Genomic DNA, 25,526 nt, shown 5'->3' on the forward strand with positions numbered 1-25,526 from the left:
CATTATCGGTTGTAATTTTTTACCATCTGTTTGATATGTTTGGGGGTGTTATTATCGAGCTGCTCCCAATTGAAACGCCAGAGCCAGTTTCCTTCACAAGTACCGGGGGTGTTCATTCTGTGCTCTTCTTTGAGCATTAATATATCCTGCATAGGAATGATTGCCAGTTTTGCAACGGATGCAAATGCACAGCGAATAATAGGCCAGGGCATGACTTCTTGTGGAAACCCTAAATATTCCTGAATATGTTGTTGTTGATCAAAGGATAGCGCGTTATACCACCCACAGGTTGTGTTGTTGTCATGTGTCCCACTGTAAACTGCGGAGTCGGTTTCATGGTTGTGTGGGAGGTAAGGGTTATTGGCATCGCTATCGAAAGCAAACTGGAGTATCTTCATCCCGGGTAACCTGAACTCTTTTCGCAGAGCATCGACTTCATCAGTGATTATGCCAAGGTCTTCCGCAATAAAAGGCAGTGCTCCGAAATGCTCCTGTAATTTTTTGAAAAGTGCTTGCCCTGGTGCTTTAACCCAGTGGCCATTGATCGCAGTCTCTTCATTCGCTGGAATTGACCAGTATGCTTCGAACCCCCTGAAGTGATCAATACGCATGATGTCATAGAGTTTAAGCTGGGTTTCGATGCGCTCAACCCACCAGGAAAACCCGCTTTTTTCCATAAAACTCCAGCGGTAATGCGGGTTGCCCCAGCGCTGGCCTGTTTCTGAAAAATAATCAGGAGGTACGCCTGCAACAATATCAGGTTGACCTTCAGGGGTTAGTTGGAAGCACTCTCGGTGCACCCATACATCGGCACTGTCATGTGAAACAAAGATAGGGATATCGCCAAATAATAAAATCCCTTTTTTGTTGGCATAGTGCTTTAAGCTTTTCCATTGGTTGAAAAAGAGAAATTGCTCAAATTGAGTTTGAGCAATTTCTTCATGCAACTCATGGCGCAGCTCAAGCAGTGCATTTGGGTTACGGTCACGTAGTGGTGTGGGCCACTCAATCCATGAAAGACCGTGATGTTTTTGTTTTATGACCCAAAAGAGTGCGTAATCTACCAGCCAGTGTTTTTCATCGTTAATAAAGTCAGTCAGCATGCTATGAGAAGCTGCATCGGCCTTTTTCTGGAAACAGTGAAAGGCTTTTTTAAGAAGTTGTTGACGACGTTCTTCTGCAGAGGTATCACTCGCTAGTTGTTGCTCGACTTCGTTGGAAGAGAGCCAGCCGGCATCAATGAGCGCATCAAGACTAATCAGTTGAGTGTTGCCTGCATGGGCGGAAAAACAGTTGTAAGGTGAGTGATCTTTGTGTGTTGGACCTAAGGGCAATGTTTGCCATATGCTCATACCACTGTCCACTAAAAAATCAATAAAGTGGTAAGCTTCTGAACCCAGATCACCATTTTCCCAGCGGTTCGGTAAAGAGGTGATATGGAGTAATATACCACCCCGACGCTTTTCTAGTGGGTCGTGGTGAGTGGTTATTTTAGTGGAAGTGGCATGCAAGTTAATTTTGCTCCTTTCCTGGGCGCATGGCGCCTCCGTGCAGTGGGTCACCGCCGCCGTGGCTGATAATTTTTGATAACGATTCGGGTGGCTCTAAATTCAGCATTTGATAGAGGTTCGCCAGATGCATTCGGAAGAGCCGTTCAAAATCACTGACAGCATCTTGCGAATTATAATCACCGAACCACCAGAACCAGTCTGAGCCTTCACAGATGGCCAGCTGTTTATCAACGGCTTCACGGTTTTCATCTGCAATTTCGTTGGCAGCGACTTTGGCATCATAAGCATGCTTGGCTTCAATGAGCAGATCCCAGCCCGCATTTTTGTCGGTATCACCGATCCAGGTTGAAAATGTGCCATAAACCCAACTTCCAGAAACCATTCCTGAGAGTTTTCCTGCTTTAGGTTTTGCATCAAGGCATTCAGAAAAAGTAGTGAGTTCTATGTTTGGGTGTTCAGACAAACGCTTGTAAAGTGCGCTGAGAAAATGGTAGCCATTATCTGGGTAGTGCTCCCAGGCATTTTCACCATCAAGAATAATAGAGACAACGCTGTCATGAGCAGATTGACAGGTGACATTAATATTTTCCAGGTGATGAATCAGATCACCGACCGCATCATCGGCATGCCAGTTGGAGTAGGTGAAGCCAATGAGATCAGAGAGTCCGTCATCTCGAAAAAAACAACGGATATTGCCCGTACCTTTAATGTGATAGGGGTGATAAAGTTCGTGTCCATCATGAGTGTCTGAGTCAGAGATTCCATGATGCGTCAGGCTGTTATGAAAAACGGACTCTCCTGTTGCGGCCCAGTCAAAGCCGTATTCATTAAGCAGGTGCAACGTATCACTACTCACTCCGCCTTCTGAAGGCCAGCAGCCTCGCGGTGTTTTTCCGAAAAATCGTTGAAAAGTATCAATTCCTTTTTCCAGGTGCCACTTCAATCGCTCTTGTCCACCAGGGTAAACAGGTGCTTTGGGCAGTGATGCGTCAGGCATCGCATCTTTGGTGCACTGTAAATCTTGCATGAGCGGCATGATTGGGTGTGCATAAGGTGTCATGGAGAGCTCAATCTGGTTTTTTGCAGAGAGCACACGATAGCGCTCAATGATGCTTGAGAGTTGCTCGCTGATAACTCCCAGGAGTTTGCGGCGGTCACTCAATGTATAGTTTTGGCCTTTTTCACAGAGCTGCTGTATGCACTTACTTTTTCTGCGAACGGTTTCACCCATCCAGGCAAGATGATACCAAACCAGAAGATCCGTCAGGAACTGATCGTCCATATAGATTTTAAGGTCATCATTTTGATGGTACCAGTTCGCCATATCGACCAAACGTCGATAGTGTGGGAAACGGTTAATTAAGCGCTCTTCATTTGCTCTGAGGCAGGCCTCAATGAGTACCCATCGTTCTTCACTTTTATTGGGAAGTGCTGGCATATCCAGAGCGGCAAGTAACGGGTCTTTTATAGATCCGCTCCCATGAAGAAAGCTTTTGACCTGAGTGGCGTAATCCTCAATTTGCTCCAGTAGTATCGGTGCAAAGTTAATGACGGCCTTGGCTTTGGGTGTCTCTTCTAGAATGGATGCCATATCAACATAATCTTTAATGGCATGCAGGTAAGTCCACGGCAATTGGTATATACCATCCATGAGTTCGCGGTATTCAGGCTGGTGCATATGCCAGCACAGAACAACTTTCAATTGGTTTTTATCGGACATGGCAAATATTAGTCTCCAACATTTCAGGGATCACAAGAACAACTCCACCTTCAGATACGTGAAAGCGTTTCGCATCGTCTTCTAGGTTTTCTCCTATCACGGTTCCTTCAGGAATATCACAGCCTTTGTCAATGACAACTTTGTTTAAGCGGCAATTTCGACCAATGGTAACATCAGGCAGGATGACACAGTCATTCAGTGTGGTGAAGGAGCTTATTCTTACATTATAAAAAAGCAGGGAGTGATGAACCTCCGCACCAGAAATAAGGCAGCCTGAAGAGATCATCGAATCAATGGCCATGCCACGACGACCATCATCATCAAAAATAAATTTTGCAGGGGGCAGCTGAGGTTGGTGAGTCCATATCGGCCATATTTTATCGTAAAGGTTTAATTCGGGTGTGATACCAATGAGCTCCATATTGGCCTCCCAATATGAATCAATCGTACCCACATCACGCCAGTAAGGTTGATTACCTGAACTATCACGATAGGCATAAGCGTATGTACGATACTTTTCGATGACCGAAGGGATCATATCTTTGCCAAAATCATGGCTGGAGCCTTGAGTCTGAGCATCTTTACTCAGTTGTTCGAATAAAAATTTAGTATTGAAAATATAAATTCCCATTGAAGCCAAAGCATGACTTTTTTTATAGGATAAAGGGTCGGGGTGATCCGGCTTTTCGCTAAATTTGACAATACGGCTGTCATCATTCACGGACATCACACCGAATGCTTTAGCCTGCTCAATAGGCACTTCAACACAACCTACGGTCATATCGGCCTGTTTTTCTTGATGGGCTGCCAGCATGGGGCCGTAGTCCATCTTATAGATATGATCGCCCGCAAGAACCAGTACATATTCAGGGTTAAGGCTGCGGATAATATCCAGATTTTGGAAAACGGCATCAGCTGTTCCTTCATACCAGTCATCTTTAACACGCTGTTGTGCGGGTACAAGTTCAACAAACTCGCCCAGTTCAGGTCGTTGAAAACTCCAGCCTTGCTGGATATGGCGTATTAATGAATGTGATTTGTATTGTGTGAGTACTGCAATGCGGCGGATGCCTGAATTAATGCAATTGGAGAGCGGAAAATCAATAATGCGAAAGTTGCCTCCAAAAGGAACAGCGGGTTTAGCGCGCCATTTTGTGAGTTGTTTTAGACGTGACCCACGGCCACCTGCTAAAATCAAAGCTAAAGTGTTCTGTGTTAGACGACTCACATAACGTTCGGGGGTGTTTGTGGCCATTAGGTCAATCTCCCTTATATTTAGAGTGTTGTTGAGATCATACGTTGTTATTATAGCGCTTATATTTGTTCATAACACTGCTGGATGTTCATTTTTATTTTTAATTGAACAATGGACGACTTAGCGGTTTGTAGCAAAAATTTCTTTATAGTTTTTTTATAGTTATGGCGATACCTGTTTAAAATTATTTCGAATACGTTCCTGCTTATGGGGCATAATGATTTAGAGGAAACAGATAAAAATGAATGAAGGACGCAGTATGATTCCACATGACATCCAGGTGTTGATTGAAGCACGCCACCACGATCCTTTTTCTGTTTTGGGAAAACACTCTGTTGATGATGGTGACGTTGTACGCGCCTTTATTCCAAATGCCAGCAAGGTACTGGTGGGCGATGAAAAAATTGCCATGACACGCCTTTATAACTCTGACCTTTTTGAGTGGCGTGGAGCCGCAGGCATCATTCCCGATCGTTATGTTCTGACGTGGACGAATGGTGAAGGAGAGACGCTTAGTATGCTGGATCCATACTGCTTTCCACCCTGTTTGACAGATTATGATCTACATTTATTCAGTGAAGGCAAACACTGGCATGCGTATCGATTTCTAGGGGCGCACCACCATGTTATAGACGGTGTGGAGGGAATGTTGTTTTCCACCTGGGCACCTAATGCGAGCCGAATCAGTGTCGTGGGTGATTTTAATCATTGGGATGGGCGGCGCTATCCCATGCGTGCTCGTGGCGGCTGTGGTGTATGGGAGTTGTTTATTCCCGGTATTGAGTCGGATCATCATTATAAATATGAGGTGCGTGATCGCCATGGCGCGCTTCATATGAAAACGGACCCTTATGCACAACGCTTTGAATTGCGCCCTGGGACTGCGGCAATTACACCCTCTAACAGTGTTTACTCCTGGCAAGATAACGAGTGGATGGCAACGCGTAAAGATAATGACTGGATGCATAGCCCAGTCTCTATTTACGAGGTGCATTTGGGCTCTTGGCAAAAAGATGAAAACGGTCATTTTTTAAATTATCGTGATTTTGCTGATCGTCTGGTGAGCTATGTCGTCGACATGGGTTTTACTCATATTGAGCTGCTGCCCATTACTGAGCATCCATACGATGCATCCTGGGGGTATCAAACAACAGGCTATTATGCTGCCACCAGTCGTTTTGGTTCGCCCGACGATTTTCGTTATTTTGTGGACTGCTGTCACCAAGAAGGGATTGGTGTCATCCTTGACTGGGTCCCCGCTCATTTTCCAAAAGATGCGCATGGTTTGGCAAAATTTGATGGCAGCACACTGTATGAACATGAAGATCCACGTTTAGGTGAGCATGCAGACTGGGGCACACTGATCTTTAATTATGGACGTAATGAGGTTAAAAACTTTCTGATTTCAAGTGCATTGTTCTGGTTGGAAGAGATGCATCTGGATGGTTTGCGTGTTGATGCGGTCGCCTCAATGCTCTACCTCGATTATTCACGCAAAGAAGGGGAGTGGTTACCTAATATTCATGGTGGACGAGAAAACCTGGAAGCCGTCGAATTTTTACGTGAATTGAATGAGGTGACACATAGCCAGCACCCAGGCACGATGATTTTTGCAGAAGAGTCGACTTCATGGCCCATGGTCTCTCGTCCAACCTGGCTGGGTGGGCTGGGTTTCAGTATGAAGTGGAATATGGGGTGGATGAACGACACCCTGAAGTTTATGAGTCAGGATTCTGTATATCGCAGTTATCATCATAATATGCTCACGTTCAGCCAGCTTTATGCCTATACCGAAAACTTTGTTCTGCCATTTTCGCATGATGAAGTGGTGCATATGAAAAAGTCACTGCTTTACAAAATGCCGGGCGATGAATGGCAAAAATTTGCAAATCTACGTCTTTTATACACCTATATGTTTACCCATCCTGGTAAAAAATTACTCTTTATGGGGTGTGAATTTGCTCAGGGTGAAGAGTGGGATGATTCCAAAGCACTGGATTGGTATGTGATGGATTATCCCAAGCACAAGGGGGTGCACTCTATGGTTGGAGATCTTAATAAAATGTACAAAGATATGCCGCCATTGCATCGCCATGATTTTGATGGAGAGGGGTTTGAGTGGGTCGATTGTAATGATTCAGAGCAATCTGTTCTAAGCTATATGCGTCGAGATGGGGATGATATTGTTATTGTTATTTTGAACTTCACCCCCGTACCCAGAGAAGGGTATCGTATCGGTGTACCGTTTAATTGCAAATATCAAGAGGTGTTTAATTCAGATTCCGAGTATTACGGCGGAAGCAACATGGGTAATAACTCTCTTGTTGAAGCTGAGCCAACGGCCTGGATGAATCAATCTTTTTCACTCTCTTTGACACTGCCACCGCTGTCTGGGGTTGTTCTCAGACCAGTGCGTTCCTAAGGTACAGGAACACGTTGCAAGAGCTCATCTATAAAAATATCTGTTGTAATGCCATCGGCTTCAGCTTCAAAAGAGAGAATGAGGCGGTGGCGTAAAACATCATGCGCTATTGTCTGGATATCTTCTGGGGAGACGTAATCACGCCCTTGTAACCATGCATAGGCGCGAGCACATCGGTCCAGTGCAATCGTTGCGCGAGGGCTGGCACCAAATCGGTGCCACTGCTGAAGGTCACTGCCATAAGGTTCTGGATGGCGTGTGGCAATGATTAGCTGTAAAATATACTCTTCCAGTGCTGGCGATAAATGCAACTCCAAAACTTCTTTACGTGCTGCAAAAATAGCGTGCTGAGAAACTTCAGTGACAGTTTCAGATGTGTGGTCAGATTGTTTTTGAAGCGCTTCATTTCTAGCGAGTTGTAGTATGATTTTTTCTGCATCAATATCTGGATAGTCAATCACAACGTGCATTAAAAATCGATCAAGCTGGGCTTCTGGAAGCGGGTATGTGCCCTCTTGTTCAATTGGATTTTGTGTCGCCATGACCAGAAACAGGTCAGGTAATGGGTAGGTTGTGCTACCTACGGTAATTTGCCCTTCACCCATCGCTTCCAGTAACGCTGATTGTACTTTTGCCGGTGCACGATTAATTTCATCGGCCAGTAACAAATTGTGAAAAAGGGGGCCTTTTTGGAACGTGAATGATCCATCTTGCGGCCGATAAATATCAGTTCCTGTCAGGTCGGCGGGTAATAAATCAGGTGTAAACTGAACTCGGTGAAACTGGCCTTCAATTCCCGTCGCCAATGTTTTTATTGCTTTTGTTTTGGCTAAGCCAGGCGCGCCTTCAACGAGTAGATGGCCATCGGCTAAAAGTGCAATAAGCAGCCGGGTGACGAGCTGCTCTTGCCCTATGATTTGCTCGGTAATATGGTTTTTTAACTGTTTAAAGGTATGTTGTTCTGACATTTTAAAATAAGCAATTAATTAATTGATGAAGTGGTTACGTTACATTTTTCTGTGTTTTGCTGCAATGTGGGTTTTTACTCAGGGTTGATTGTAGCCGAAAACTCTCTGATTTTATGTTATCTTTATACGCATTATTATATTGTTTTTTTGTACTGGGCAGTTATTGATGAATTTTCTGGATTTTGAACGTCCGATTGCGGATCTTGAAGCTCAAATTGAAGAGTTACGTCACCTGACGGGGGACAACGAGCTTAACATAGGTGATGAGATTTCTCGTCTTGAAGAGAAGAGTAACTCATTAACTGAGTCAATATTTTCTTCCCTCTCTATTTGGCAGGTGGCTCAGTTGGCACGCCACCCACAACGGCCTTATACGCTGGATTACATTGAGCGAATATTTACTGATTTTGAAGAGCTGCATGGTGATCGTGCTTATGCAGATGATGAGGCGATTGTCGGTGGCATTGCGCGCTTGGAGGGGCAACCCGTGATGGTTATTGGTCATCAAAAAGGGCGGGATACTAAAGAAAAAATTCAGCGTAATTTTGGAATGCCGCGTCCAGAAGGGTATCGCAAAGCAAAACGACTGATGGAGATGGCTGAGCGCTTTAATCTGCCTTTATTAACCTTTATTGATACGCCAGGTGCTTACCCTGGAGTGGGAGCAGAAGAGCGTGGCCAAAGTGAGGCGATTGCAACAAATCTGAAAATGATGGCAGAACTGGATACGCCAATTATCTGTACCGTGATTGGTGAAGGTGGCTCGGGTGGTGCGTTGGCCATTGGGGTGGGGGATTGCTTGCTAATGCTGCAATACAGCACCTATTCAGTGATTTCCCCTGAGGGATGTGCCACGATTTTGTGGAAAAGTGCAGAGAAGGCGTCGGATGCAGCTGAAGCAATGGGGCTTACAGCCGACCGCTTGAAAGAGCTAGGCTTTGTTGATCAAATTATTGATGAGCCTTTAGGCAGTGCCTACCGTAACTTTGATGTGGTCGCCCAAAACCTTAAAACAGCGTTGCTTGGAAAGCTTGAAGGGTTGAACGCTAAAAGTTCAGAAGAGTTGCTTGATGAACGTTACAAGCGTTTGATGGGCTACGGTCAATTCAAAGAGTAAATGTCAGGGTTCTCTTCTCAGAAGTTATTGGCTTTATTACCTCAATCTTCTTCGGTACGTCGCTACTGGGTTGCCTTCAGTGGCGGTTTGGATTCCCATGTTTTGCTTCATGCTATGGCAGGGCTTAAAAATGATCTCATTGGCACTGAATTATATGCGGTGCATGTGAACCACTCATTATGCACAGAGGCAAAAAATTGGGCGTTGCATTGTCAAAGTGTGTGTGAAGCGCTGCAAATAAGTTGTCAGCAATTAGTTGTTGATGCTCGCCCTGAAAAAGGTGAAAGCCCAGAGGCGGCGGCACGTGATGCGCGCTATCAATCCATTGCTCAATATATTGAGCAGGGGGATTTTTTGTTAACAGCTCATCATCAGGATGATCAAGCAGAAACGTTATTGTTGCAGTTACTCAGAGGCGCAGGCACACAAGGTTTAGCTGCAATGCCTGCTCAAACTGACTTTTTTCATGGGCAATTAGTACGACCTTTACTGTCATTTTCCAGGCAACAATTGCACGAATATGCTGAGCATCATCAGCTGCGTTGGATTGATGACCCGAGTAATGCAGAAACCAATTTTGATCGTAATTATTTACGTCATAAAGTGATGCCGTTGCTTCAATCACGTTGGCCTTCTGCATCAAAAGTGATTGCACGAAGTGCCAGGCATCAGGCTGAATCATCACAATTACTGGATGTTTTAGCTGAACAAGATTTTAGCGCTGCCGTAGGCAGCCAACCGAATACTTTGTCAGTCAATTTTATAAAACAGCTGGATGTGGCTCGTCAGCGTCTTTTGTTACGTTACTGGATTAAACAACTCAAACTACCGATGCCCGCGAGTGTTCATATTGAACATATTTTGCACGATGTCATCAATGCTGCGCCCGATGCGATGCCTTGTGTCCATTGGCGGGGCGGGGAAGTGAGGCGCTATCAGGGGGATTTGTATGCAATGTCGCCTTTGAGTATATTTAATCGCGCATTAGAAATTCCATGGAACTTGAACAGACTGTTGAATTTACCAGAAAATAGCGGTTACTTGACAGCTGAAAAGGTCAAAGGAAAAGGGCTTGATTGTAGTGTTACAGAGGTTATAGTACGCTTTCGTCAGGGGGGTGAATCTTGTCGGCCTGCTGGGTCAGATTACAGCAAATCACTCAAGAAACTGCTTCAAGAAAAAAATATTCTCCCGTGGTTGCGTGATCGTGTTCCTCTTCTTTATGTGGGGGATCAGTTGGCTGTGGTGGTGGGGGCCTGTATTTGTGAGCCTTTCAGCGTGAAGAAAAGTATCGAAGGGTGGCAATTCCAAAAAATCAATCATTGAAATTTTAACGTAAAGAGCAGAAAATCACGGTCTACTCTTGTTTCCAATTTCATGCAATCGTAGCAATAACTTGATAACTCAATAAAATGACAAAATTTATTTTTATCACGGGTGGTGTGGTCTCTTCGCTAGGTAAAGGAATCGCAGCCGCTTCACTGGGCGCTATTCTGGAGTCACGCGGCTTGAAGGTCACGATGATAAAGCTGGATCCTTACATTAATGTTGATCCAGGTACGATGAGCCCTTTTCAGCACGGTGAAGTCTTTGTGACAGAGGATGGTGCGGAAACTGATCTGGACTTGGGTCATTATGAGCGTTTTTTAAGAGCGACGATGACGCGATCGAATAACTTTACCACCGGTCAAATTTACGAAAGTGTGATCAAAAAAGAGCGTCGTGGTGACTATAATGGTGCGACTGTACAGGTGATACCGCATATCACCGATGAGATCAAGCGCTCTATTTATGAAGGTGCGGGTGACGCTGATATCGCCATGGTCGAAATTGGTGGAACTGTGGGTGATATCGAATCTTTGCCATTTCTTGAAACCATTCGTCAGATGGGTATTGAGCTGGGGCATGATCGCTGTGTTTTTATGCATTTGACTTTGGTTCCCTACCTTGCAGCTGCAGGAGAAATTAAAACCAAGCCGACGCAGCATTCCGTGAAAGAGTTGCGCTCAATCGGTATCCAGCCTGATGTTTTGCTTTGCCGTCTGAATGAAACACTGCCAGATGATGAACGTCGCAAAATAGCCCTGTTTACCAATGTAGAAAAACGAGCCGTGATTTCTGCTGTGGATACGGATTGTATTTATCGCATTCCACTTCTGCTTCATGAGCAAGGTTTAGATCAGATTGTTGTTGATAAATTACGCCTGGATGTTCCCGATGCTGATCTTTCTGAGTGGCAGCAAGTGCTGGATAATCGTGATCATGTTGACGGTAAAGTTAATATCGCACTGGTGGGTAAATATGTTGAGCTGGCGGATGCTTATAAATCATTAACAGAAGCATTGATTCATGCCGGATTTCACACACGAACCCAGGTAAAAGTTCACTGTATTGATTGTGAAACGATTGAGGATAACGGAACCGCTTGCCTGAAAAATATGGACGCGATTCTTGTTCCTGGTGGCTTTGGTGAACGCGGTGTTGAAGGTAAAATTGCAACAGTGGGTTATGCGCGGCGTAACAATGTGCCTTACTTGGGGATCTGTTTAGGTATGCAGGTGGCTGTGATTGAATATGCACGTAATGTTGCCGGTTTGAAAGAGGCACACAGTACGGAGTTTGATGTGGATACACCCTATCCGGTGATTGCGTTAATTACAGAGTGGACCACCTCTGAGGGTTTGACTCAACAATGCAGTGAAGCGGATGACTTAGGCGGAACAATGCGATTAGGAGCGCAGGAGTGTCGTTTGGTGCCGAACTCAAAAATACATCAGTTGTATGGTAAAGAGGTGATTGTTGAGCGTCATCGTCATCGTTATGAGTACAATAATAATTTTTTGAAAACACTTGAAGAGAGTGGTTTGTCGGTCAGTGGAACCTCAATGGATGAGCAGTTAATTGAAGTCGTGGAAATTCCGTCTCACCCTTGGTTTGTGGCCTGTCAATTTCACCCTGAATTTACCTCGACACCTCGTGATGGGCATCCGCTGTTTGATGGTTTTATTAATGCAGCGCGTGTTCACAGTGAACAAAATAAAAAGGGCTGAAGCAATATGAAATTATGTGGTTTTAACGCGGGTCTAGAGCATCCCTTTTTTTTGATTGCTGGCCCTTGTGTAATAGAAAGTGAAAAGCTTGTTCTGGATATTGCAGAGCAGATGAAAATGTTGACGGATGAACTGGGCATACCCTATATATTCAAAGCATCATTTGATAAAGCGAACAGAACGTCCAGCAGCAGTTATCGTGGCCCTGGGCTTGAAGAGGGTTTGCGTATTCTTGAAAAAGTAAAGTCACAAGTCGGTGTGCCGGTTTTGACCGATGTACATGAAGATACGCCGTTAAGCGAAGTTTCTGATGTTGTTGATGTTCTACAAACGCCTGCATTTTTATGCAGACAAACAAATTTTATTCAGAGTGTGGCTGAACAAAACTTACCAGTCAATATCAAAAAAGGCCAGTTTTTAGCGCCGTGGGACATGATCAATGTGGTCGATAAAGCCAGACAGACAGGAAATGAACAGATCATGGTTTGTGAGCGTGGAGTCTCTTTTGGCTACAACACACTGATTTCTGATATGCGCGGCTTAGCAGAGATGCGTAAAACAGGTTGCCCCGTAGTGTTTGATGCAACGCACTCTGTACAACAGCCCGGCGGGCAAGGCGGCAGCTCTGGGGGGCAGCGCGAGTTTGTTCCGGTGTTGGCCAGAGCGGCTATTGCCAGTGGTGTTTCAGGTATTTTTATGGAGACACATCCTGACCCTGAAAAAGCATTGAGTGATGGCCCAAATTCTTGGCCGCTGGCCGAAATGAGACCGTTGCTGGCTGTATTGAAACAGATTGATTTAACGGTAAAAGAAGCTGGCTTTGCGGAAGAAAATATCAAGTAAGAGAATAGAGACCGCTCAATTTTGTTTGTTTAAACGTTTGGGGCGAATGCTTGCCATCATCTCTAGTTTGATCTTCTGATTTTTACGTATGACTTGAAGCGTGAGTTTATCTGTGGGATGGACTTCCGAAATCATGAGGATCGCACTGACTGGGTCGGTCACCTTTCGGCTTTGAATATGAGTGATAATATCACTTGGACGCAACCCTGCCTTATGTGCGGGGCCATTTCGAAAAATACCTGTCACAATAACACCTTCTGTATTGGGTGCATTAAATGATGAGGCAAGCTCAGGCGTGAGCGTTTGCAGCTCAATACCGATCCAGCCACGCAGTGCTTGTCCATATTGAATAATTTGTGCCATCACTTTATTAGCGATGCTCATAGGGATGGCAAATCCAATTCCTTGTGATCCACCCGATTTACTAAAAATAGCGGTATTGATACCAATCAGTTCACCATCAGGATTGATCAGTGCGCCCCCTGAGTTCCCCGGGTTAATCGCGGCATCTGTCTGGATGAAGTTTTCGTAAATGCTAATGCCCAAGCGATTGCGCCCTGTGGCACTGATAATGCCTTGTGTGACCGTTTGACCAATTCCAAAAGGGTTGCCAATGGCGAGAACGACATCACCCACACGCAAGTGCTCTGCACGGCTGATTGTGATGCTGGGCAGCTCAGGCAGTTTGATATGTAGCACAGCAATATCAGTATCAGGATCAGTGCCGACTATGCTGGCCTGTGCTATGCGGCCATCGAGTAGTGCTACCTGAATTTCACTGGCTCCTGCAATCACATGGTGATTTGTTAAAATATAACCATGCTTGCTGATAATAACGCCTGAACCAAGGCTGGATTCAAGACGTTTTCGAGGCACGATACTAAGGCGATCACCAAAAAATCGTTTTATAAATGGGTCTTCCAATAAGCGAGGTAATCGCTGCACGACAACTTTTTTTGTATAAATATTAACAACGGCAGGTGTTGCGATTGAAACAGCATCCGCATAAGAGGTTGGCGCATTACTATAGCTTGGTTTTGGTGCTGTGGGTTGCAGTGTGGTTTTGAACTGAATAAATAATATAATAAAAAGCGCGACAGCAAGCCCGATCACTATGGCTTGAAAAATGAAAAAAAATGTTTTCTTAGAGGGCATAATGAGTTTTTTTATAAATTGAACATGGGGCGAACGACTGAAATGGTGCAATTAAACGAGTTAATTTCCTATGTTGATACATTGCTTGATGTTGAAAATTTCCATGATTATGCGCCGAATGGCTTGCAAGTGGAAGGGGGAAGGCAGGTATCAAAATTAGTCTCAGGTGTGACGGCAAGTATGGAATTATTAGAGGCTGCAATCAAACACGGCGCTGATACTGTTTTGGTGCATCACGGCTACTTTTGGAAAGGTGAAAACCCATGTGTGACGGGTATGAAAAAGCGCCGCTTAGAGTGTTTGTTAAAAAACAATATAAATTTGTTGGCTTACCATTTGCCATTAGATGCGCATCCCGTTTATGGAAATAATGCTCAGTTGGGGAATATGTTTGGGTCAAGTGTTGAAGGTCGGTTTGCTTCAAGCAACAAACTTGGCATGTATGGCACGTTACAAAAACCGTTATCAGGAGTGGTGTTTGCGGATCATTTGGCAAAAGTATTGGATCGTCAGCCATTGCATATTATGGGGAATAATCGGCCAATTCATCGTATCGCATGGTGCAGCGGTGGGGCGCAATCCTATTTTGAAGAGGCGATTGCATTGGGTGTGGATGCTTATGTCAGCGGGGAAATTTCAGAGCATACAACGCATATGGCGAAAGAGTGTGGCGTGCATTACTTTGCTGCGGGTCATCATGCGACAGAGCGTTATGGTGTCAAAGTTTTAGGGGAGCATTTAGCGAATAAGTATGGCATTGAGCATACTTTTATTGATATTGACAATCCAGTGTGAGTTTTTCTATTTAAGCCATAAAAAAAGCCACTCAATCAATGAGTGGCTTTTTTGTGAGCTTAATAAACTTACAGACTGTAGTACATATCAAACTCAGCAGGATGAGTTGTCATACGCAGGCGTGTGACTTCTTCCATTTTCAGAGCGATATAGCCATCAAGCATATCGTCAGTGAATACGCCGCCAGCAGTCAGGAAACCACGATCTGCATCGAGAGCTTCTAAAGCTTGATCCAATGAGTGACATACTGTTGGAATACCTTTCAACTCTTCAGGCGGCAGGTCGTACAGGTCTTTGTCTGAAGCTTCACCTGGGTGAATCTTGTTTTGAACTCCATCCAGGCCGGCTAGCATCAGTGCAGAGAATGCTAAGTATGGATTGGCTGTTGGATCAGGAAAGCGAACTTCAACGCGACGGCCGCGTGGGTTTGCAACAAAAGGAATGCGGATAGATGCCGAGCGATTACGGGCAGAGTAAGCCAGTAATACCGGAGCTTCAAAGCCAGGAACCAAACGTTTGTATGAGTTGGTTGAGGCGTTGGTCAGTGCATTCAGTGCGCGAGCATGCTTGATGATGCCGCCGATATAGTGGAGCGCTGTTTCAGACAGACCACCGTACAAGTCACCCGCAAACAGGTTGTTTCCATCTTTTGCCAAAGACATATGTACGTGCATACCTGAGCCGTTGTCACCCACGATTGGTTTAGGCATAAATGTCGCTGTTTTGCCATAAGCGTGGGCAACATTTTGAACAACATATTTTAGAATTTGGTTCTGGTCAGCACGCTTGGTCAGTGTGTTGAATTTAGTGCCAATTTCACATTGACCTGCTGTAGCAACTTCATGATGGTGTACTTCAACTTCAACACCCATCTCTTCCATAGCCAGGCACATGGCAGAACGCATGTCGTGAAGGCTATCAACAGGAGGGACTGGAAAGTAACCACCTTTAACACCGGGGCGATGCCCCATATTGCCGCCTTCGAATACTTTTTCAGAGTTCCAGCTCGCTTCTTCTGAATCAATCTTTACGAAAGTGCCGCTCATATCAGCACCCCAGCGAACGTCATCAAGGATGAAGAATTCGGGCTCAGGGCCAAAAAAAGCGGTGTCAGCGATGCCGGTAGACTTCAAATAAGCTTCAGCACGTTTGGCAACAGAGCGTGGATCACGTTCGTAACCTTGCATCGTATTAGGCTCAAGGATATCGCAGCGCAAAATCAAAGTGGTTTCGTCAGAAAAAGGGTCTAAAATGGCTGTGCTCGCATCAGGCATCATGACCATGTCAGATTCGTTAATACCTTTCCAGCCAGAGATGGAAGAGCCATCAAACATGCGACCATCTTTGAAGTCATCTTCTTCAATTGTGTGAGCAGGAAAAGAGATGTGTTGCTCTTTACCTAGAGTGTCGGTAAAGCGAAAATCGACAAATTTAACACTTTGTTCTTTAATGATCTTTAATACTGAATCTGACATTTGCATTCTCCAAACGAATGTTTTTTTAGAGTTTAAGTAAAAAATATTGTTTTATTCTAGAGTAGTCATACCAGCGTGCCTACTTCAACAGTAATTGTCATCTCTTCTTCAGTTGATGAAATGTCAATCACCTTATGGCCATTGATTCGGCACCAGGCCGGAATATCGTGCTCCGCACCAGGGTCGGTGCAGATTACCGCTAAGGTGTCACCTTTTGCAAGGTTTTTAATAGAATTTTGTGTGCGAATCACAGGCATAGGGCATAATAAACGACGTGCATCAAGTGTATGATGGCTCATATATACCACTCCTTACGTATTAATTTTTCAGGCATGGGAGTGACTGTTATTTCACTGAAATTGCCTGTTTTATCAGTAATTATAACGTTGACTGTATCAAGGTTTCGACCTTGGCTGTAGCGAGCGGTAATTTGAGCTGCAAGTTCTAAGTCACTCTCACTGGTTTGGCCATCAAGCAATACCATGGGGCCAGCATGACCATTGACCTGTAAATGAGTAAACATTTTGCGGTAACCCTGCATAAATTTATTCTCCCCTTCTTCGCGACCAATAATTAATTTAAAGTTAGGGCGAGGGCGCAAGTGACGACCTATTTTAAGCAGCATGATGTCATCCAGCTCATAGGTGCGTTCGCCACGGAATTTCCATAAATCAGCCAATTTTGATGAGTAGTGTTCATCGGTTAAGAAACAGCAGCCACCTGCTGGTTGTGCATACTCTTCAAAACCAAATTGAGCCGCAAGCGCCATCTGTGGTTTGCGAGAGCGACCACTGAAATCGTACAGCTCTTTTCTGTTAACCCAGCCTTCATGTTCAGGCAATGTTTCTGGTAGTAATTTGGCGCAGAGTGGGCGAAGTAAAAGGTCATCAATGCCGGAGTCTCGTGAAATAATTGGCATAGTCTCCTTGCGCTGTGATTTTGGACGTTGCCCTATGACCTCCCCTGTAATAATGAAATCAAAGTTATTTTCTTTCATCCAGTCACGTGCCTTGTTAACCATAAAAATTTTACAATCAAGGCAAGGGTTCAGGTTGGCTCCATACCCATATTGAGGGTTAATAACCACATCTTTATACTCTTCTGAAATATCGAGAATGTGAAGTTTAATGCCGAGTTTTTCAGCGACCCACAATGAATTATTGCGTTTGACCTTTTTCTGGTCTTTCTTGCGAATAGCATGAGTATGCCCTTCAACACAAAAGCCTGTAAAAAAGTTAATGCCTTCAACGTGTATACCCTGATCCTGAGTGACTTTTGCGGCAAGAAGAGAATCCAGGCCACCAGAAATTAATGCGACTGCTTTACGCTGTTTATTCATATGTTTTGAAGCTGGTTTGTAAACATGTGTTGTGAATGGTATCGTACCTTTTGGGAATTATAATGCAATCTGCAACATTACGCATGCGTGTATTATCAAAGGCATGCAAAAAATTGGTTTTGTGGGTGTCTGGCGGTTATCTCATCTTACGAATACAATCATTTTTAGTGAACACTCCTCAGTCTGTATATCAAGCAAGGTCTAAATTTAGTGAATTTTATGTGGTTTAAAAATTTACAAATAGATCGTTATTCAATTTTGTATTTACTCATTTTTAGCTGTATTCCCAGCAGTGCATTTGCAGCGATGGGGGTGGATTATTCGATACGTTATCAGGCTGGGTATCAGCTAGACCAGCTAGATTGGAATATTTCTGGAAGTATAGATGGTTTGGGTTCACCTAATATACTATCTGAGCTACGCTGGGAGAATCTAGATGTTTTTTATGCCGGTGTGGGTGGGAAGTTATTACTTGATAATACGTTGTATATTCGTGGACAGTTAGCTCGGGGTAACATTACATCAGGGAAAAATCAGGATTCTGATTATTGTAATGATAATCGTACGGGGGAGTTTTCACGCAGTAATAATCAATCACGAGGCTATTTGGATAATAGTATGTTTGGTGTAGGTGTTTTGTTTGATGGTTTATTAAGTCGTAATATCTTTCTGATCCCTCAAATTGGTTTTTCACGTTATCGTCAGTATTTAACTATTTTTGATGGACAGCAAACAGCTTCAGAAACTTGTCCATCATTAGGTGTAAACCAAAAGCCAGCAGGAGTGCTTGATGGTCTTGATAGTAGTTATGAGGCGCTTTGGGAGGGGCAATGGATCGGTGTAGAGTTGTGGTGGGAGCTCAATGCAAAACATGCTTTACTGTATAATGTTGAATATCATCAAGTGGACTATACAGCCAAGGCTCAATGGAATTTACGTCAGGATTTTGCTCAACCCGTGAGTTTTCGTCACAGCGGTAATGGTATTGGCAGCCTCTTTTCATTGACATGGGAATACTGGATGACACCTTATCAAATTGTTTTTGTTGAAGCGCAGTATCAGGCGTGGAATGTCACTAATGGTCTCGATACGGTCTATTTTAGCAATGGCCAAAAAGCAAGCACACGTTTGAATGAAGTGAACCGCTATTCAAGCAGGATCAGTGTGGGGCTGGAATTTCTGTTTTAACCTATCTGTTTCTCGCGTTATACTCGTGCGCTTTTATTGGTATGTAACGGAAGGTTTGATTTGAACGAAGATCACCCTGAGCAAAATGGGTCAAGCAGCGTCATTACATTTCAGGGCTTGATTCTGAAACTTCAGCAATTTTGGGCAGAGCAAGGCTGTGCCGTGTTGCAACCTTATGATATGGAGGTCGGCGCGGGCACGTTCCATCCAGCGACCTTTTTACGATCGATAGGCCCTGAGCCTTGGCGCGCTGCTTATGTGCAGCCATCACGTCGTCCCACTGATGGTCGTTATGGCGAAAATCCAAATCGCCTTCAGCATTATTATCAATTTCAGGTCATTCTTAAGCCATCTCCCGATAATATTCAGGAGCTCTACCTGGAGTCTCTGGAAATGTTGGGTATTGATCCATTGGTTCACGATATTCGTTTTGTCGAGGATAACTGGGAGTCACCGACATTGGGTGCTTGGGGGCTGGGCTGGGAAGTCTGGTTGAATGGCATGGAAGTGACTCAGTTTACCTATTTTCAACAAGTGGGTGGTTTGGAGTGTCGTCCTGTCACGGGTGAAATCACTTACGGTCTGGAGCGCATTGCGATGTATCTGCAAGGCGTTAAAAGTGTTTATGATCTTGTCTGGAATGATGCGCAGGGCAAAGCAGGGCAAACCATTACTTATGGCGACGTGTTTCATCAAAATGAAGTTGAGATGTCGACTTATAACTTTGAACATGCCGATACGAAAGATCTGTTCCATGCTTTTGATTGCTCTGAAAAAGAGAGTAAAAAACTGATTGAAGCCGGTTTGCCTCTGCCCGCTTACGAAATGGTGTTGAAAGCCTCTCATACCTTTAACTTGCTGGATGCACGTCATGCCATCAGTGTCACCGAACGTGCACGGTTTATTGGCCGAGTGCGCACTCTCTCTCGGGCTGTCGCTGAAGCTTATTATAAAAGCCGAGAAGCGTTGAATTTTCCAATGCTGAAGGAGGATAAATAAGTGTCGGACAAATGTGATCTACTGTTTGAGATTGGTACGGAAGAGCTTCCTCCTAAGGCTTTGAAAAAGCTAAGTGAGGCACTTGGCTCGGGTATTACGGATGGTTTGAAAAAAGCTGAGTTGGTATTTGGTGGGGTGGACTTGTATGCGTCACCACGTCGTTTAGCGGTGAAGATTAAAGATTTAGCAAGCTCTCAAGCGAATCAAGTACAGGAGCGGCGTGGCCCGGCACTGGTGGCTGCATTCGATGAAGATGGAAACCCAACATCCGCAGTGAAAGGTTTTGCACGTTCGTGTGGTATTGAACCGAGTGATTTGGAGCGCCTGGAAACGCCAAAAGGGACTTGGCTCGTTTTCCGCTCAACTAAAACCGGACAACAAACAAAAGAGCTGCTGCCCGCTATTATTACAAAAGCATTGGCAGGTCTGCCCATCCCAAAACGCATGCGTTGGGGTAGTTCAGATGTTGAGTTTGTTCGTCCTGTGCACTGGGTTGTTTTATTGTTAGATGATGAAGTTGTGCCATGCCAAATATTAGGTGTGAATAGTGGGCGTGAAACTTATGGTCATCGCTTCCACTGTCCGCAGCGGTTATCCATAGAGAGTCCGGCCGCTTATCTTGATCTATTGAAAGATCAAGGAAAAGTGATTGCAGACTATTCGTTGCGACGCAAAATGGTGCGTGATCAAGCCATCAAAGCGGCAAAAGCAGTGGGTGGTGAGGCGTTTATTGATGATGGTTTATTGGATGAGGTGACCGCTTTGGTTGAGTGGCCTGTTGCTGTGTGTGGCCAGTTTGATACAGATTTTCTGGATGTGCCTGCTGAAGCGCTGATTTCCAGTATGCAGGGTCATCAAAAATACTTTCCAGTCAAAGATACTTCGGGTCAGTTACTGCCCTATTTTGTAACGATCTCCAATATTGATAGCAAAGATCCGAGCAAAGTCAAAGAAGGTAACGAGCGGGTGATTCGTCCTCGTTTAGCGGATGCCGCTTTTTTCTGGAATCAAGACCGTAAACAGCCTCTTGAAGCATACAGCTCAATGCTCGATTCGGTGGTATTTCAGGCCAAACTAGGGAGTCTGCGAGAGAAGGTTCAGCGAGTATCTGTATTAGCAAAAACCATTGCAGCTGATTTGGGGGCTGATGTTAAGCACGCAGGGCGCGCCGCACTATTATCAAAAAATGATTTGATGACCGAGATGGTTGGAGAGTTCCCTGATCTCCAAGGTGTGATGGGGCGTTACTATGCTCTACATGATGGTGAGCCAGAAGGGGTGGCGTTGGCATTAGATGAGCAATATATGCCCCGTTTTGCTGGGGATCAATTGCCGAGTCAGCCAATTGCACAAGCTCTGGCGATTGCAGATAAACTGGATACTCTGGTTGGGATTTTTGCGGTGGGCTTGATACCCACGGGTGATAAAGACCCTTTTGCCTTGCGCCGTGCCGCATTAGGTGTTTTACGAACCGTGATTGAGCAAAAGCTTGAGCTTGATTTGGTTAAACTGCTGGATTTGGCTATCGAGTCCACTAAAGAAAAAGTGGGTGATTTAAAGGCCGATTTATCATCACAAATTTATGATTTTATGATGGAGCGGCTGCGTACGTATTATCATGAAAAAGGAGTTTCTGCTGACTTGTTTGATGCCGTATTAGCGCGTCGCCCACCATCCCCCTTAGATTTTGATCGACGCATTACTGCGATATTGGCTTTTCGGCAACTGCCTGAAGCTTCGAGTCTGGCGGCTGCGAATAAACGCATTCGTAATATTCTTAAAAAATCTGACGGAAACATTCCGAGTGCGGTGAATCATGAAATTTTAGTCGAACCGGCTGAGAAAGCATTAGCCGAGGCCGTGAATGCATTATCAAAAACAGTATCGAAGTTACTGGATGCAGGTAATTACAATGAGGCAATGACTCATCTCGCGGGATTACGAACACCCGTCGATTCATTTTTCGATACAGTGATGGTCATGACGGATGATATCCAGCTACGCAATAATCGCCTGGCGCTTTTGAACCAGATGAATACTCTATTTTTACGCGTGGCCGATTTGTCACGATTACAGGGTTAATCTGATGCGCTTAGTTATATTAGATCGTGACGGTGTTATTAATGAAAATTCTGACGAACTTATCAAATCACCTGATGAATGGGTCGCTCTACCGGGCAGTCTGGAAGCTATTGTACGTTTGAATCGTCACGGTTATTACGTGGCGGTTGCAACAAATCAATCAGGTCTGGCGCATGGCCTGTTTGACCTTGATGCTTTGAATCTGATGCATGACAAAATGCGACAGGAATTGGCTGATATTGGTGGCTATATTGATATGATTTCTTTTTGCCCTCATAGCTCTGATGATGACTGTGAGTGTCGCAAGCCCAAGCCAGGAATGATCAGGAAAATTGTCTCTCGTCTTGGTGTGGATTTTCAGGCGATATGGCTGGTCGGTGATTCTTTGCGTGACTTGCAAGCTGCGCAGGCTGTTGGAATTGCACCCATTTTAGTTCGCACGGGTAAAGGAGAAACAACATTGGAAAAAGATGAAGGGTTGGAAGGAATTCCTGTTTATGATGATTTGGCTGCCGTTGTTGATGTGTTGTTAAATGGTGAGGCGGTTTAGCTCATGTTGGTGATTCGCTCTCTGTTTTTCTGGTCTGGTCTTGTTATTTCTTTGGTTTTCTTTCTTGTAGCTGGGCTGCTGGTTTTTCCTTTTTCACCTCAAACACGGTTTCGGGTGCTGTCTGGCTGGGCTCGCTTTTGCCTTTTCTGGATGAGGGTGACATGCAAGCTTGATTATGTTGTCGATGGCAGGGAAAATATTCCAGATAAGGCAGGTATTGTTTTTTGCAAGCATCAATCAAACTGGGACTCTCTGGTATTGCAGGATATTTTTCCAATGCAAACCTGGGTGCTAAAACGAATGCTGTTATGGATTCCATTTCTGGGTTGGGGGTTGGCAATGTTAAAGCCTGTTGCGATTGATCGTTCAGCCGGACGGCAGGCATTAAATCAACTGGTCGAGCAGGGGGTTCAACGTTTGAAAGAGGGGCGCTGGATGATCATATTCCCCGAAGGAACACGTATTGCACCGGGAGAAAAAGGTAAATATCACATGGGTGGCTCTATGCTCGCTCAGAAAAGTGGCGCATCCGTTGTTCCTGTTGCACACAATGCCGGTGAGTTTTGGCCGCGCCGTGGCTTGATATTAAAGCCAGGAACGATTCAGGTCAGTGTTGGGCCCGTGATTGAATCAAAAAATCGCTCAGCCTCTGAAATTAACAAACTTGCCGAGACATGGATTGAAGATAAGGTAAAAGAGATAAGTACGGCTCGCTCGTCCTGACTTTTGGTTAACCTTTAAGTCTAGAACTCAATCTATTTAGTTGCTCATCTCCTTGCTCTTTTCCATTCAAAAAACTCTCAGCAATACCTTGAAGTGCATTTAGGTTTGTGGCATCTGCGTTATCGAGATCATCATATGCTTTATCTAAGATGACTTGAAATCGAAAATAATTTCCGTCAGCTAAAAACTGATTGTTTATATAGTCAACAATTTCGACTGACGCATCAAAAAGAACGTCGATAATAGGTATTGCCCACTCTAAAGCTCCCCATTCTTCTGCTTCATCACGTGAAATCTTTCTTGTAGAGCGCCCAGTCCCGAATGAAGCAAGCAAAATATTATCTAGAGCGTTACCCAATTTTTTTGCCTCTGCAACCGCACAAGCTGAAGGATTATTAGCGACTACGCCTCCATCAATCAAAGGTGATATTGAACGACCAAGTTTCATTTCATGAGCAGGGAAATATGTAGGAGCAGAGCATGATGCTTTACAAATTTGCCATACCTCATAATTTTCATGCTCTTTTTTTGTTGATTTAAAAACAATAGGCCTTCTATTAAGTACATCATATGAAACGACCATTACAGGGATCTTTAAATCTTTCAGTTTTAGTGCTCTCCCAGACTTTGTGAAAATTTTTTTGATCTCTTTTTCCAATCCATTAGCGTCATACTTTGGGGCACTGAAACCTTGGGAAAATGTTCTTGTAAACCTCCCCCATAAGCGTTTTGTTTTACTTGGGAATATCAAAGGTCCACTATCAATAAATAGGGAATTTATACGTTCAGCTTCAATCCCAGCTGCAACACCACAAGCTATCAAGCTACCTGTGGATGTGCCAGCAACCATATCAACATAATTATGTAATAGTTTTCCTTCTAAACATTTATTTTCCATATAGCTTAGCCATATAGAAGGGATGACTCCTCTAATGCCGCCACCATCAAATGATAATATTTTATATACATCGGTCATGTTTTTTCCTTTGTAAATTTAGCAACTGGTTTTTAATCTTTGCGGGCTTATTTGCCTCCGTTTGCGGTACCATGAAATTGAAGATTCAAAATTAATACAGCATAAGAAATACTACTGTAAGAACATGATGATACCTTATAATAAACTAAAATCACTGCCTGAAAGTGAGAAATATTTGAAGCCGGGGGGCGGCATTTGTAATGTTTGATCAAGTGGTCATGAAAATGGGTGGTAATCAGGATGCCAAAACTCTCTATGAAGTTTTTGAAGAGATCACGGGAATCAGCAAAAATGATTTAATAAGTTATGCTCTTATGACCTGAACTCAAAGCGCGAGCTTCTTATTTTTTAAATTTGTGAGGTTTTGGCATTCTTATTTTCAGGGTTTAGGTTAAATTGATGAACTGAGTTGTAAATTATTCCAAATCGCCATGCTTGGGCCGCTTTGATTCATGGAATAGAAGTGCAGTCCCGGAGCGCCACCCTCTAAAAGCTGTTGGCACAACTTCGTAGTGACATCCAGTCCAAATGCACGCAAAGACTCCATGTCATCACCATAATTTTCTAATGATTTTCGCAACCAGCGAGGAATTTCTGCACCACACATATCTGAAAAACGTGCCAGTTGTGTGATGTTCGTAATGGGCATGATGCCCGGCACGATCGGTATATCAATGCCTAATTTTTCACAGCTTTCAACAAAGTGAAAATAGGCATCCGTATTGTAAAAATACTGTGTGATAGCGGCATCTGCACCGGCATCTACTTTGCGTTTGAAGTTGATTAAATCTTCAGTCGCGCTCGAAGCTTGAGGGTGGAACTCTGGATAAGCGGCCACTTCAATAAAAAAATGATCGCCCGTTTCAGTGCGAATAAACTCGATCAACTCATTGGCGTAACGAAATTCACCAGGCTCATGTACGCCTGAGGGCATATCTCCACGTAAAGCAACAAGATGACGAATGTCTTGTTCCATATAGCGATTTAATATTTCACGAATGCTTTCTTTGCTTGAACTGATGCAAGAGAGGTGTGGCGCAACATCAATGCCGGTATGTTGTTTGATGTCGGTAACGGTTTGAAAAGTGCGCTCTCGTGTTGAGCCGCCTGCGCCAAATGTGACCGAAAAAAAACAAGGTTCAATAGCGGCCAATGTGCTGCTGGTCGTCAGTAGCTTTTTGGCTCCTTCTTCTGTCTTGGTCGGGAAAAATTCAAAGCTGAAAGCGCGGGGGTACTGTTTTTGTGATTTCATAGGTCGATTCCCTATAGTGCTTCTCTGCCATGTTTTAAAAACATGGCAGAGAGTTATTTATATATAAATTCAGTATAACTATTCAGATTGCCCCTAAAATTCGTCA

At 44.2% G+C, this 25,526-nt stretch carries 21 protein-coding genes; 11 read left to right on the top strand and 10 right to left on the bottom strand.

Going from position 1 to position 25,526, the window contains the following annotated elements; translation table 11 throughout:
- Nucleotides 1-2 precede the first annotated feature (2 nt).
- From malQ to glgC, 3 genes are read right to left on the bottom strand one after another with little or no spacing between them, the layout of a single operon-like run.
- The gene (malQ, locus tag L3J70_01975; protein MCF6235137.1) at nucleotides 3-1,511 is read right to left on the bottom strand and encodes a 4-alpha-glucanotransferase; all 1,509 of its coding nucleotides are present in this window, start codon (nucleotides 1,509-1,511) and stop codon (nucleotides 3-5) included.
- 1 nt (nucleotide 1,512) lies between these two features.
- Nucleotides 1,513-3,231, bottom strand: a complete 1,719-nt coding sequence (locus L3J70_01980) for a glycoside hydrolase family 57 protein (GenBank protein MCF6235138.1) — start codon at nucleotides 3,229-3,231, stop codon at nucleotides 1,513-1,515.
- A complete protein-coding gene (glgC, locus tag L3J70_01985; GenBank protein ID MCF6235139.1) occupies nucleotides 3,221-4,486 on the bottom strand; it encodes a glucose-1-phosphate adenylyltransferase in 1,266 nt (421 codons plus the stop codon). Before glgC ends, L3J70_01980 begins: the two co-directional genes overlap by 11 nt.
- A 241-nt stretch (nucleotides 4,487-4,727) precedes the next feature.
- Between glgC and glgB the strand changes: the two genes are divergently transcribed.
- On the top strand, nucleotides 4,728-6,908 hold the full coding sequence (glgB, locus tag L3J70_01990) for a 1,4-alpha-glucan branching protein GlgB (protein ID MCF6235140.1): 2,181 nt from the start codon (nucleotides 4,728-4,730) through the stop codon (nucleotides 6,906-6,908).
- Here glgB and L3J70_01995 read toward each other — a convergent pair.
- Complete coding sequence (locus tag L3J70_01995) at nucleotides 6,905-7,876, bottom strand: MoxR family ATPase (GenBank protein ID MCF6235141.1); 972 nt, start codon at nucleotides 7,874-7,876, stop codon at nucleotides 6,905-6,907. The two genes, glgB and L3J70_01995, sit on opposite strands and share 4 nt — an antisense overlap.
- Before the next feature lie 166 nt (nucleotides 7,877-8,042).
- Between L3J70_01995 and accA the strand changes: the two genes are divergently transcribed.
- From accA to kdsA, 4 genes are all read left to right on the top strand, one after another.
- The gene (accA, locus tag L3J70_02000; protein MCF6235142.1) at nucleotides 8,043-8,993 is read left to right on the top strand and encodes an acetyl-CoA carboxylase carboxyl transferase subunit alpha; all 951 of its coding nucleotides are present in this window, start codon (nucleotides 8,043-8,045) and stop codon (nucleotides 8,991-8,993) included.
- Nucleotides 8,994-10,319 (top strand): tRNA lysidine(34) synthetase TilS, encoded by a 1,326-nt coding sequence (gene tilS / locus L3J70_02005; GenBank protein ID MCF6235143.1) that lies wholly within the window; start codon nucleotides 8,994-8,996, stop codon nucleotides 10,317-10,319. It begins immediately after the preceding gene.
- Nucleotides 10,320-10,405: 86 nt separating this feature from the next.
- Nucleotides 10,406-12,043 (top strand): CTP synthase, encoded by a 1,638-nt coding sequence (locus L3J70_02010; protein ID MCF6235144.1) that lies wholly within the window; start codon nucleotides 10,406-10,408, stop codon nucleotides 12,041-12,043.
- A gap of 6 nt (nucleotides 12,044-12,049) precedes the next feature.
- A complete protein-coding gene (gene kdsA, locus L3J70_02015) occupies nucleotides 12,050-12,886 on the top strand; it encodes a 3-deoxy-8-phosphooctulonate synthase (GenBank protein ID MCF6235145.1) in 837 nt (278 codons plus the stop codon).
- Between the two features lie 15 nt (nucleotides 12,887-12,901).
- On the opposite strand, the gene L3J70_02020 is transcribed toward kdsA, so the two are convergent.
- The gene (locus L3J70_02020) at nucleotides 12,902-14,041 is read right to left on the bottom strand and encodes a trypsin-like peptidase domain-containing protein (protein MCF6235146.1); all 1,140 of its coding nucleotides are present in this window, start codon (nucleotides 14,039-14,041) and stop codon (nucleotides 12,902-12,904) included.
- 42 nt (nucleotides 14,042-14,083) lie between these two features.
- Here L3J70_02020 and L3J70_02025 point away from each other — a divergent pair, with 42 nt between their 5' ends.
- Nucleotides 14,084-14,836, top strand: coding sequence for a Nif3-like dinuclear metal center hexameric protein (locus L3J70_02025; GenBank protein ID MCF6235147.1), 753 nt, complete (start codon nucleotides 14,084-14,086; stop codon nucleotides 14,834-14,836).
- A 68-nt stretch (nucleotides 14,837-14,904) separates the two neighbouring features.
- Here the strand turns inward: L3J70_02025 and glnA are convergent, their stop codons facing one another.
- From glnA to L3J70_02040, 3 genes are all read right to left on the bottom strand, one after another.
- Nucleotides 14,905-16,311, bottom strand: coding sequence for a glutamate--ammonia ligase (gene glnA / locus L3J70_02030; protein ID MCF6235148.1), 1,407 nt, complete (start codon nucleotides 16,309-16,311; stop codon nucleotides 14,905-14,907).
- A gap of 65 nt (nucleotides 16,312-16,376) precedes the next feature.
- Entirely contained in the window at nucleotides 16,377-16,610 is a 234-nt protein-coding gene (locus L3J70_02035) for a sulfurtransferase TusA family protein (protein ID MCF6235149.1), read from the bottom strand.
- The gene (locus L3J70_02040; protein MCF6235150.1) at nucleotides 16,607-17,650 is read right to left on the bottom strand and encodes a tRNA (5-methylaminomethyl-2-thiouridylate)-methyltransferase; all 1,044 of its coding nucleotides are present in this window, start codon (nucleotides 17,648-17,650) and stop codon (nucleotides 16,607-16,609) included. The genes L3J70_02035 and L3J70_02040 overlap by 4 nt, the downstream gene beginning before the upstream one ends.
- A gap of 219 nt (nucleotides 17,651-17,869) precedes the next feature.
- On the opposite strand from L3J70_02040, the gene L3J70_02045 reads away from it, so the two are divergent.
- Genes L3J70_02045 through L3J70_02065 form a run of 5 tightly spaced genes read left to right on the top strand, consistent with a single transcriptional unit; the run spans nucleotide 17,870 to nucleotide 23,192 of the window.
- Nucleotides 17,870-18,838, top strand: a complete 969-nt coding sequence (locus tag L3J70_02045) for a hypothetical protein (GenBank protein ID MCF6235151.1) — start codon at nucleotides 17,870-17,872, stop codon at nucleotides 18,836-18,838.
- A 60-nt stretch (nucleotides 18,839-18,898) separates the two neighbouring features.
- The gene (glyQ, locus tag L3J70_02050) at nucleotides 18,899-19,837 is read left to right on the top strand and encodes a glycine--tRNA ligase subunit alpha (GenBank protein ID MCF6235152.1); all 939 of its coding nucleotides are present in this window, start codon (nucleotides 18,899-18,901) and stop codon (nucleotides 19,835-19,837) included.
- Nucleotides 19,838-21,919: a glycine--tRNA ligase subunit beta gene (gene glyS / locus L3J70_02055; GenBank protein MCF6235153.1), complete on the top strand. Its 2,082-nt coding sequence runs from the start codon at nucleotides 19,838-19,840 to the stop codon at nucleotides 21,917-21,919.
- A 4-nt stretch (nucleotides 21,920-21,923) separates the two neighbouring features.
- Entirely contained in the window at nucleotides 21,924-22,469 is a 546-nt protein-coding gene (gene gmhB, locus L3J70_02060; GenBank protein MCF6235154.1) for a D-glycero-beta-D-manno-heptose 1,7-bisphosphate 7-phosphatase, read from the top strand.
- Between the two features lie 3 nt (nucleotides 22,470-22,472).
- The gene (locus L3J70_02065) at nucleotides 22,473-23,192 is read left to right on the top strand and encodes a 1-acyl-sn-glycerol-3-phosphate acyltransferase (GenBank protein MCF6235155.1); all 720 of its coding nucleotides are present in this window, start codon (nucleotides 22,473-22,475) and stop codon (nucleotides 23,190-23,192) included.
- A 7-nt stretch (nucleotides 23,193-23,199) separates the two neighbouring features.
- Here the strand turns inward: L3J70_02065 and L3J70_02070 are convergent, their stop codons facing one another.
- Nucleotides 23,200-24,168 (bottom strand): patatin-like phospholipase family protein, encoded by a 969-nt coding sequence (locus L3J70_02070; GenBank protein MCF6235156.1) that lies wholly within the window; start codon nucleotides 24,166-24,168, stop codon nucleotides 23,200-23,202.
- Nucleotides 24,169-24,559: 391 nt separating this feature from the next.
- Complete coding sequence (gene metF / locus L3J70_02075; protein ID MCF6235157.1) at nucleotides 24,560-25,420, bottom strand: methylenetetrahydrofolate reductase [NAD(P)H]; 861 nt, start codon at nucleotides 25,418-25,420, stop codon at nucleotides 24,560-24,562.
- Nucleotides 25,421-25,526: the final 106 nt, after the last annotated feature.

Source organism: Gammaproteobacteria bacterium (genome assembly GCA_021648145.1).
In the GTDB taxonomy this organism is placed as follows: Bacteria; Pseudomonadota; Gammaproteobacteria; order JAADGQ01; family JAADGQ01; genus S141-38.

Coding starts and splice junctions, on each gene's coding strand:
- L3J70_01980 (MCF6235138.1), bottom strand. CDS start 3,231: ATGTCCGATAAAAACCAATTGAAAGTTGTTCTGTGCTGGCATATGCAC.
- glgC (MCF6235139.1), bottom strand. CDS start 4,486: ATGGCCACAAACACCCCCGAACGTTATGTGAGTCGTCTAACACAGAAC.
- glgB (MCF6235140.1), top strand. CDS start 4,728: ATGAATGAAGGACGCAGTATGATTCCACATGACATCCAGGTGTTGATT.
- L3J70_01995 (MCF6235141.1), bottom strand. CDS start 7,876: ATGTCAGAACAACATACCTTTAAACAGTTAAAAAACCATATTACCGAG.
- accA (MCF6235142.1), top strand. CDS start 8,043: ATGAATTTTCTGGATTTTGAACGTCCGATTGCGGATCTTGAAGCTCAA.
- tilS (MCF6235143.1), top strand. CDS start 8,994: ATGTCAGGGTTCTCTTCTCAGAAGTTATTGGCTTTATTACCTCAATCT.
- L3J70_02010 (MCF6235144.1), top strand. CDS start 10,406: ATGACAAAATTTATTTTTATCACGGGTGGTGTGGTCTCTTCGCTAGGT.
- kdsA (MCF6235145.1), top strand. CDS start 12,050: ATGAAATTATGTGGTTTTAACGCGGGTCTAGAGCATCCCTTTTTTTTG.
- L3J70_02020 (MCF6235146.1), bottom strand. CDS start 14,041: ATGCCCTCTAAGAAAACATTTTTTTTCATTTTTCAAGCCATAGTGATC.
- L3J70_02025 (MCF6235147.1), top strand. CDS start 14,084: ATGGTGCAATTAAACGAGTTAATTTCCTATGTTGATACATTGCTTGAT.
- glnA (MCF6235148.1), bottom strand. CDS start 16,311: ATGTCAGATTCAGTATTAAAGATCATTAAAGAACAAAGTGTTAAATTT.
- L3J70_02035 (MCF6235149.1), bottom strand. CDS start 16,610: ATGAGCCATCATACACTTGATGCACGTCGTTTATTATGCCCTATGCCT.
- L3J70_02040 (MCF6235150.1), bottom strand. CDS start 17,650: ATGAATAAACAGCGTAAAGCAGTCGCATTAATTTCTGGTGGCCTGGAT.
- L3J70_02045 (MCF6235151.1), top strand. CDS start 17,870: ATGTGGTTTAAAAATTTACAAATAGATCGTTATTCAATTTTGTATTTA.
- gmhB (MCF6235154.1), top strand. CDS start 21,924: ATGCGCTTAGTTATATTAGATCGTGACGGTGTTATTAATGAAAATTCT.
- L3J70_02065 (MCF6235155.1), top strand. CDS start 22,473: ATGTTGGTGATTCGCTCTCTGTTTTTCTGGTCTGGTCTTGTTATTTCT.
- L3J70_02070 (MCF6235156.1), bottom strand. CDS start 24,168: ATGACCGATGTATATAAAATATTATCATTTGATGGTGGCGGCATTAGA.
- metF (MCF6235157.1), bottom strand. CDS start 25,420: ATGAAATCACAAAAACAGTACCCCCGCGCTTTCAGCTTTGAATTTTTC.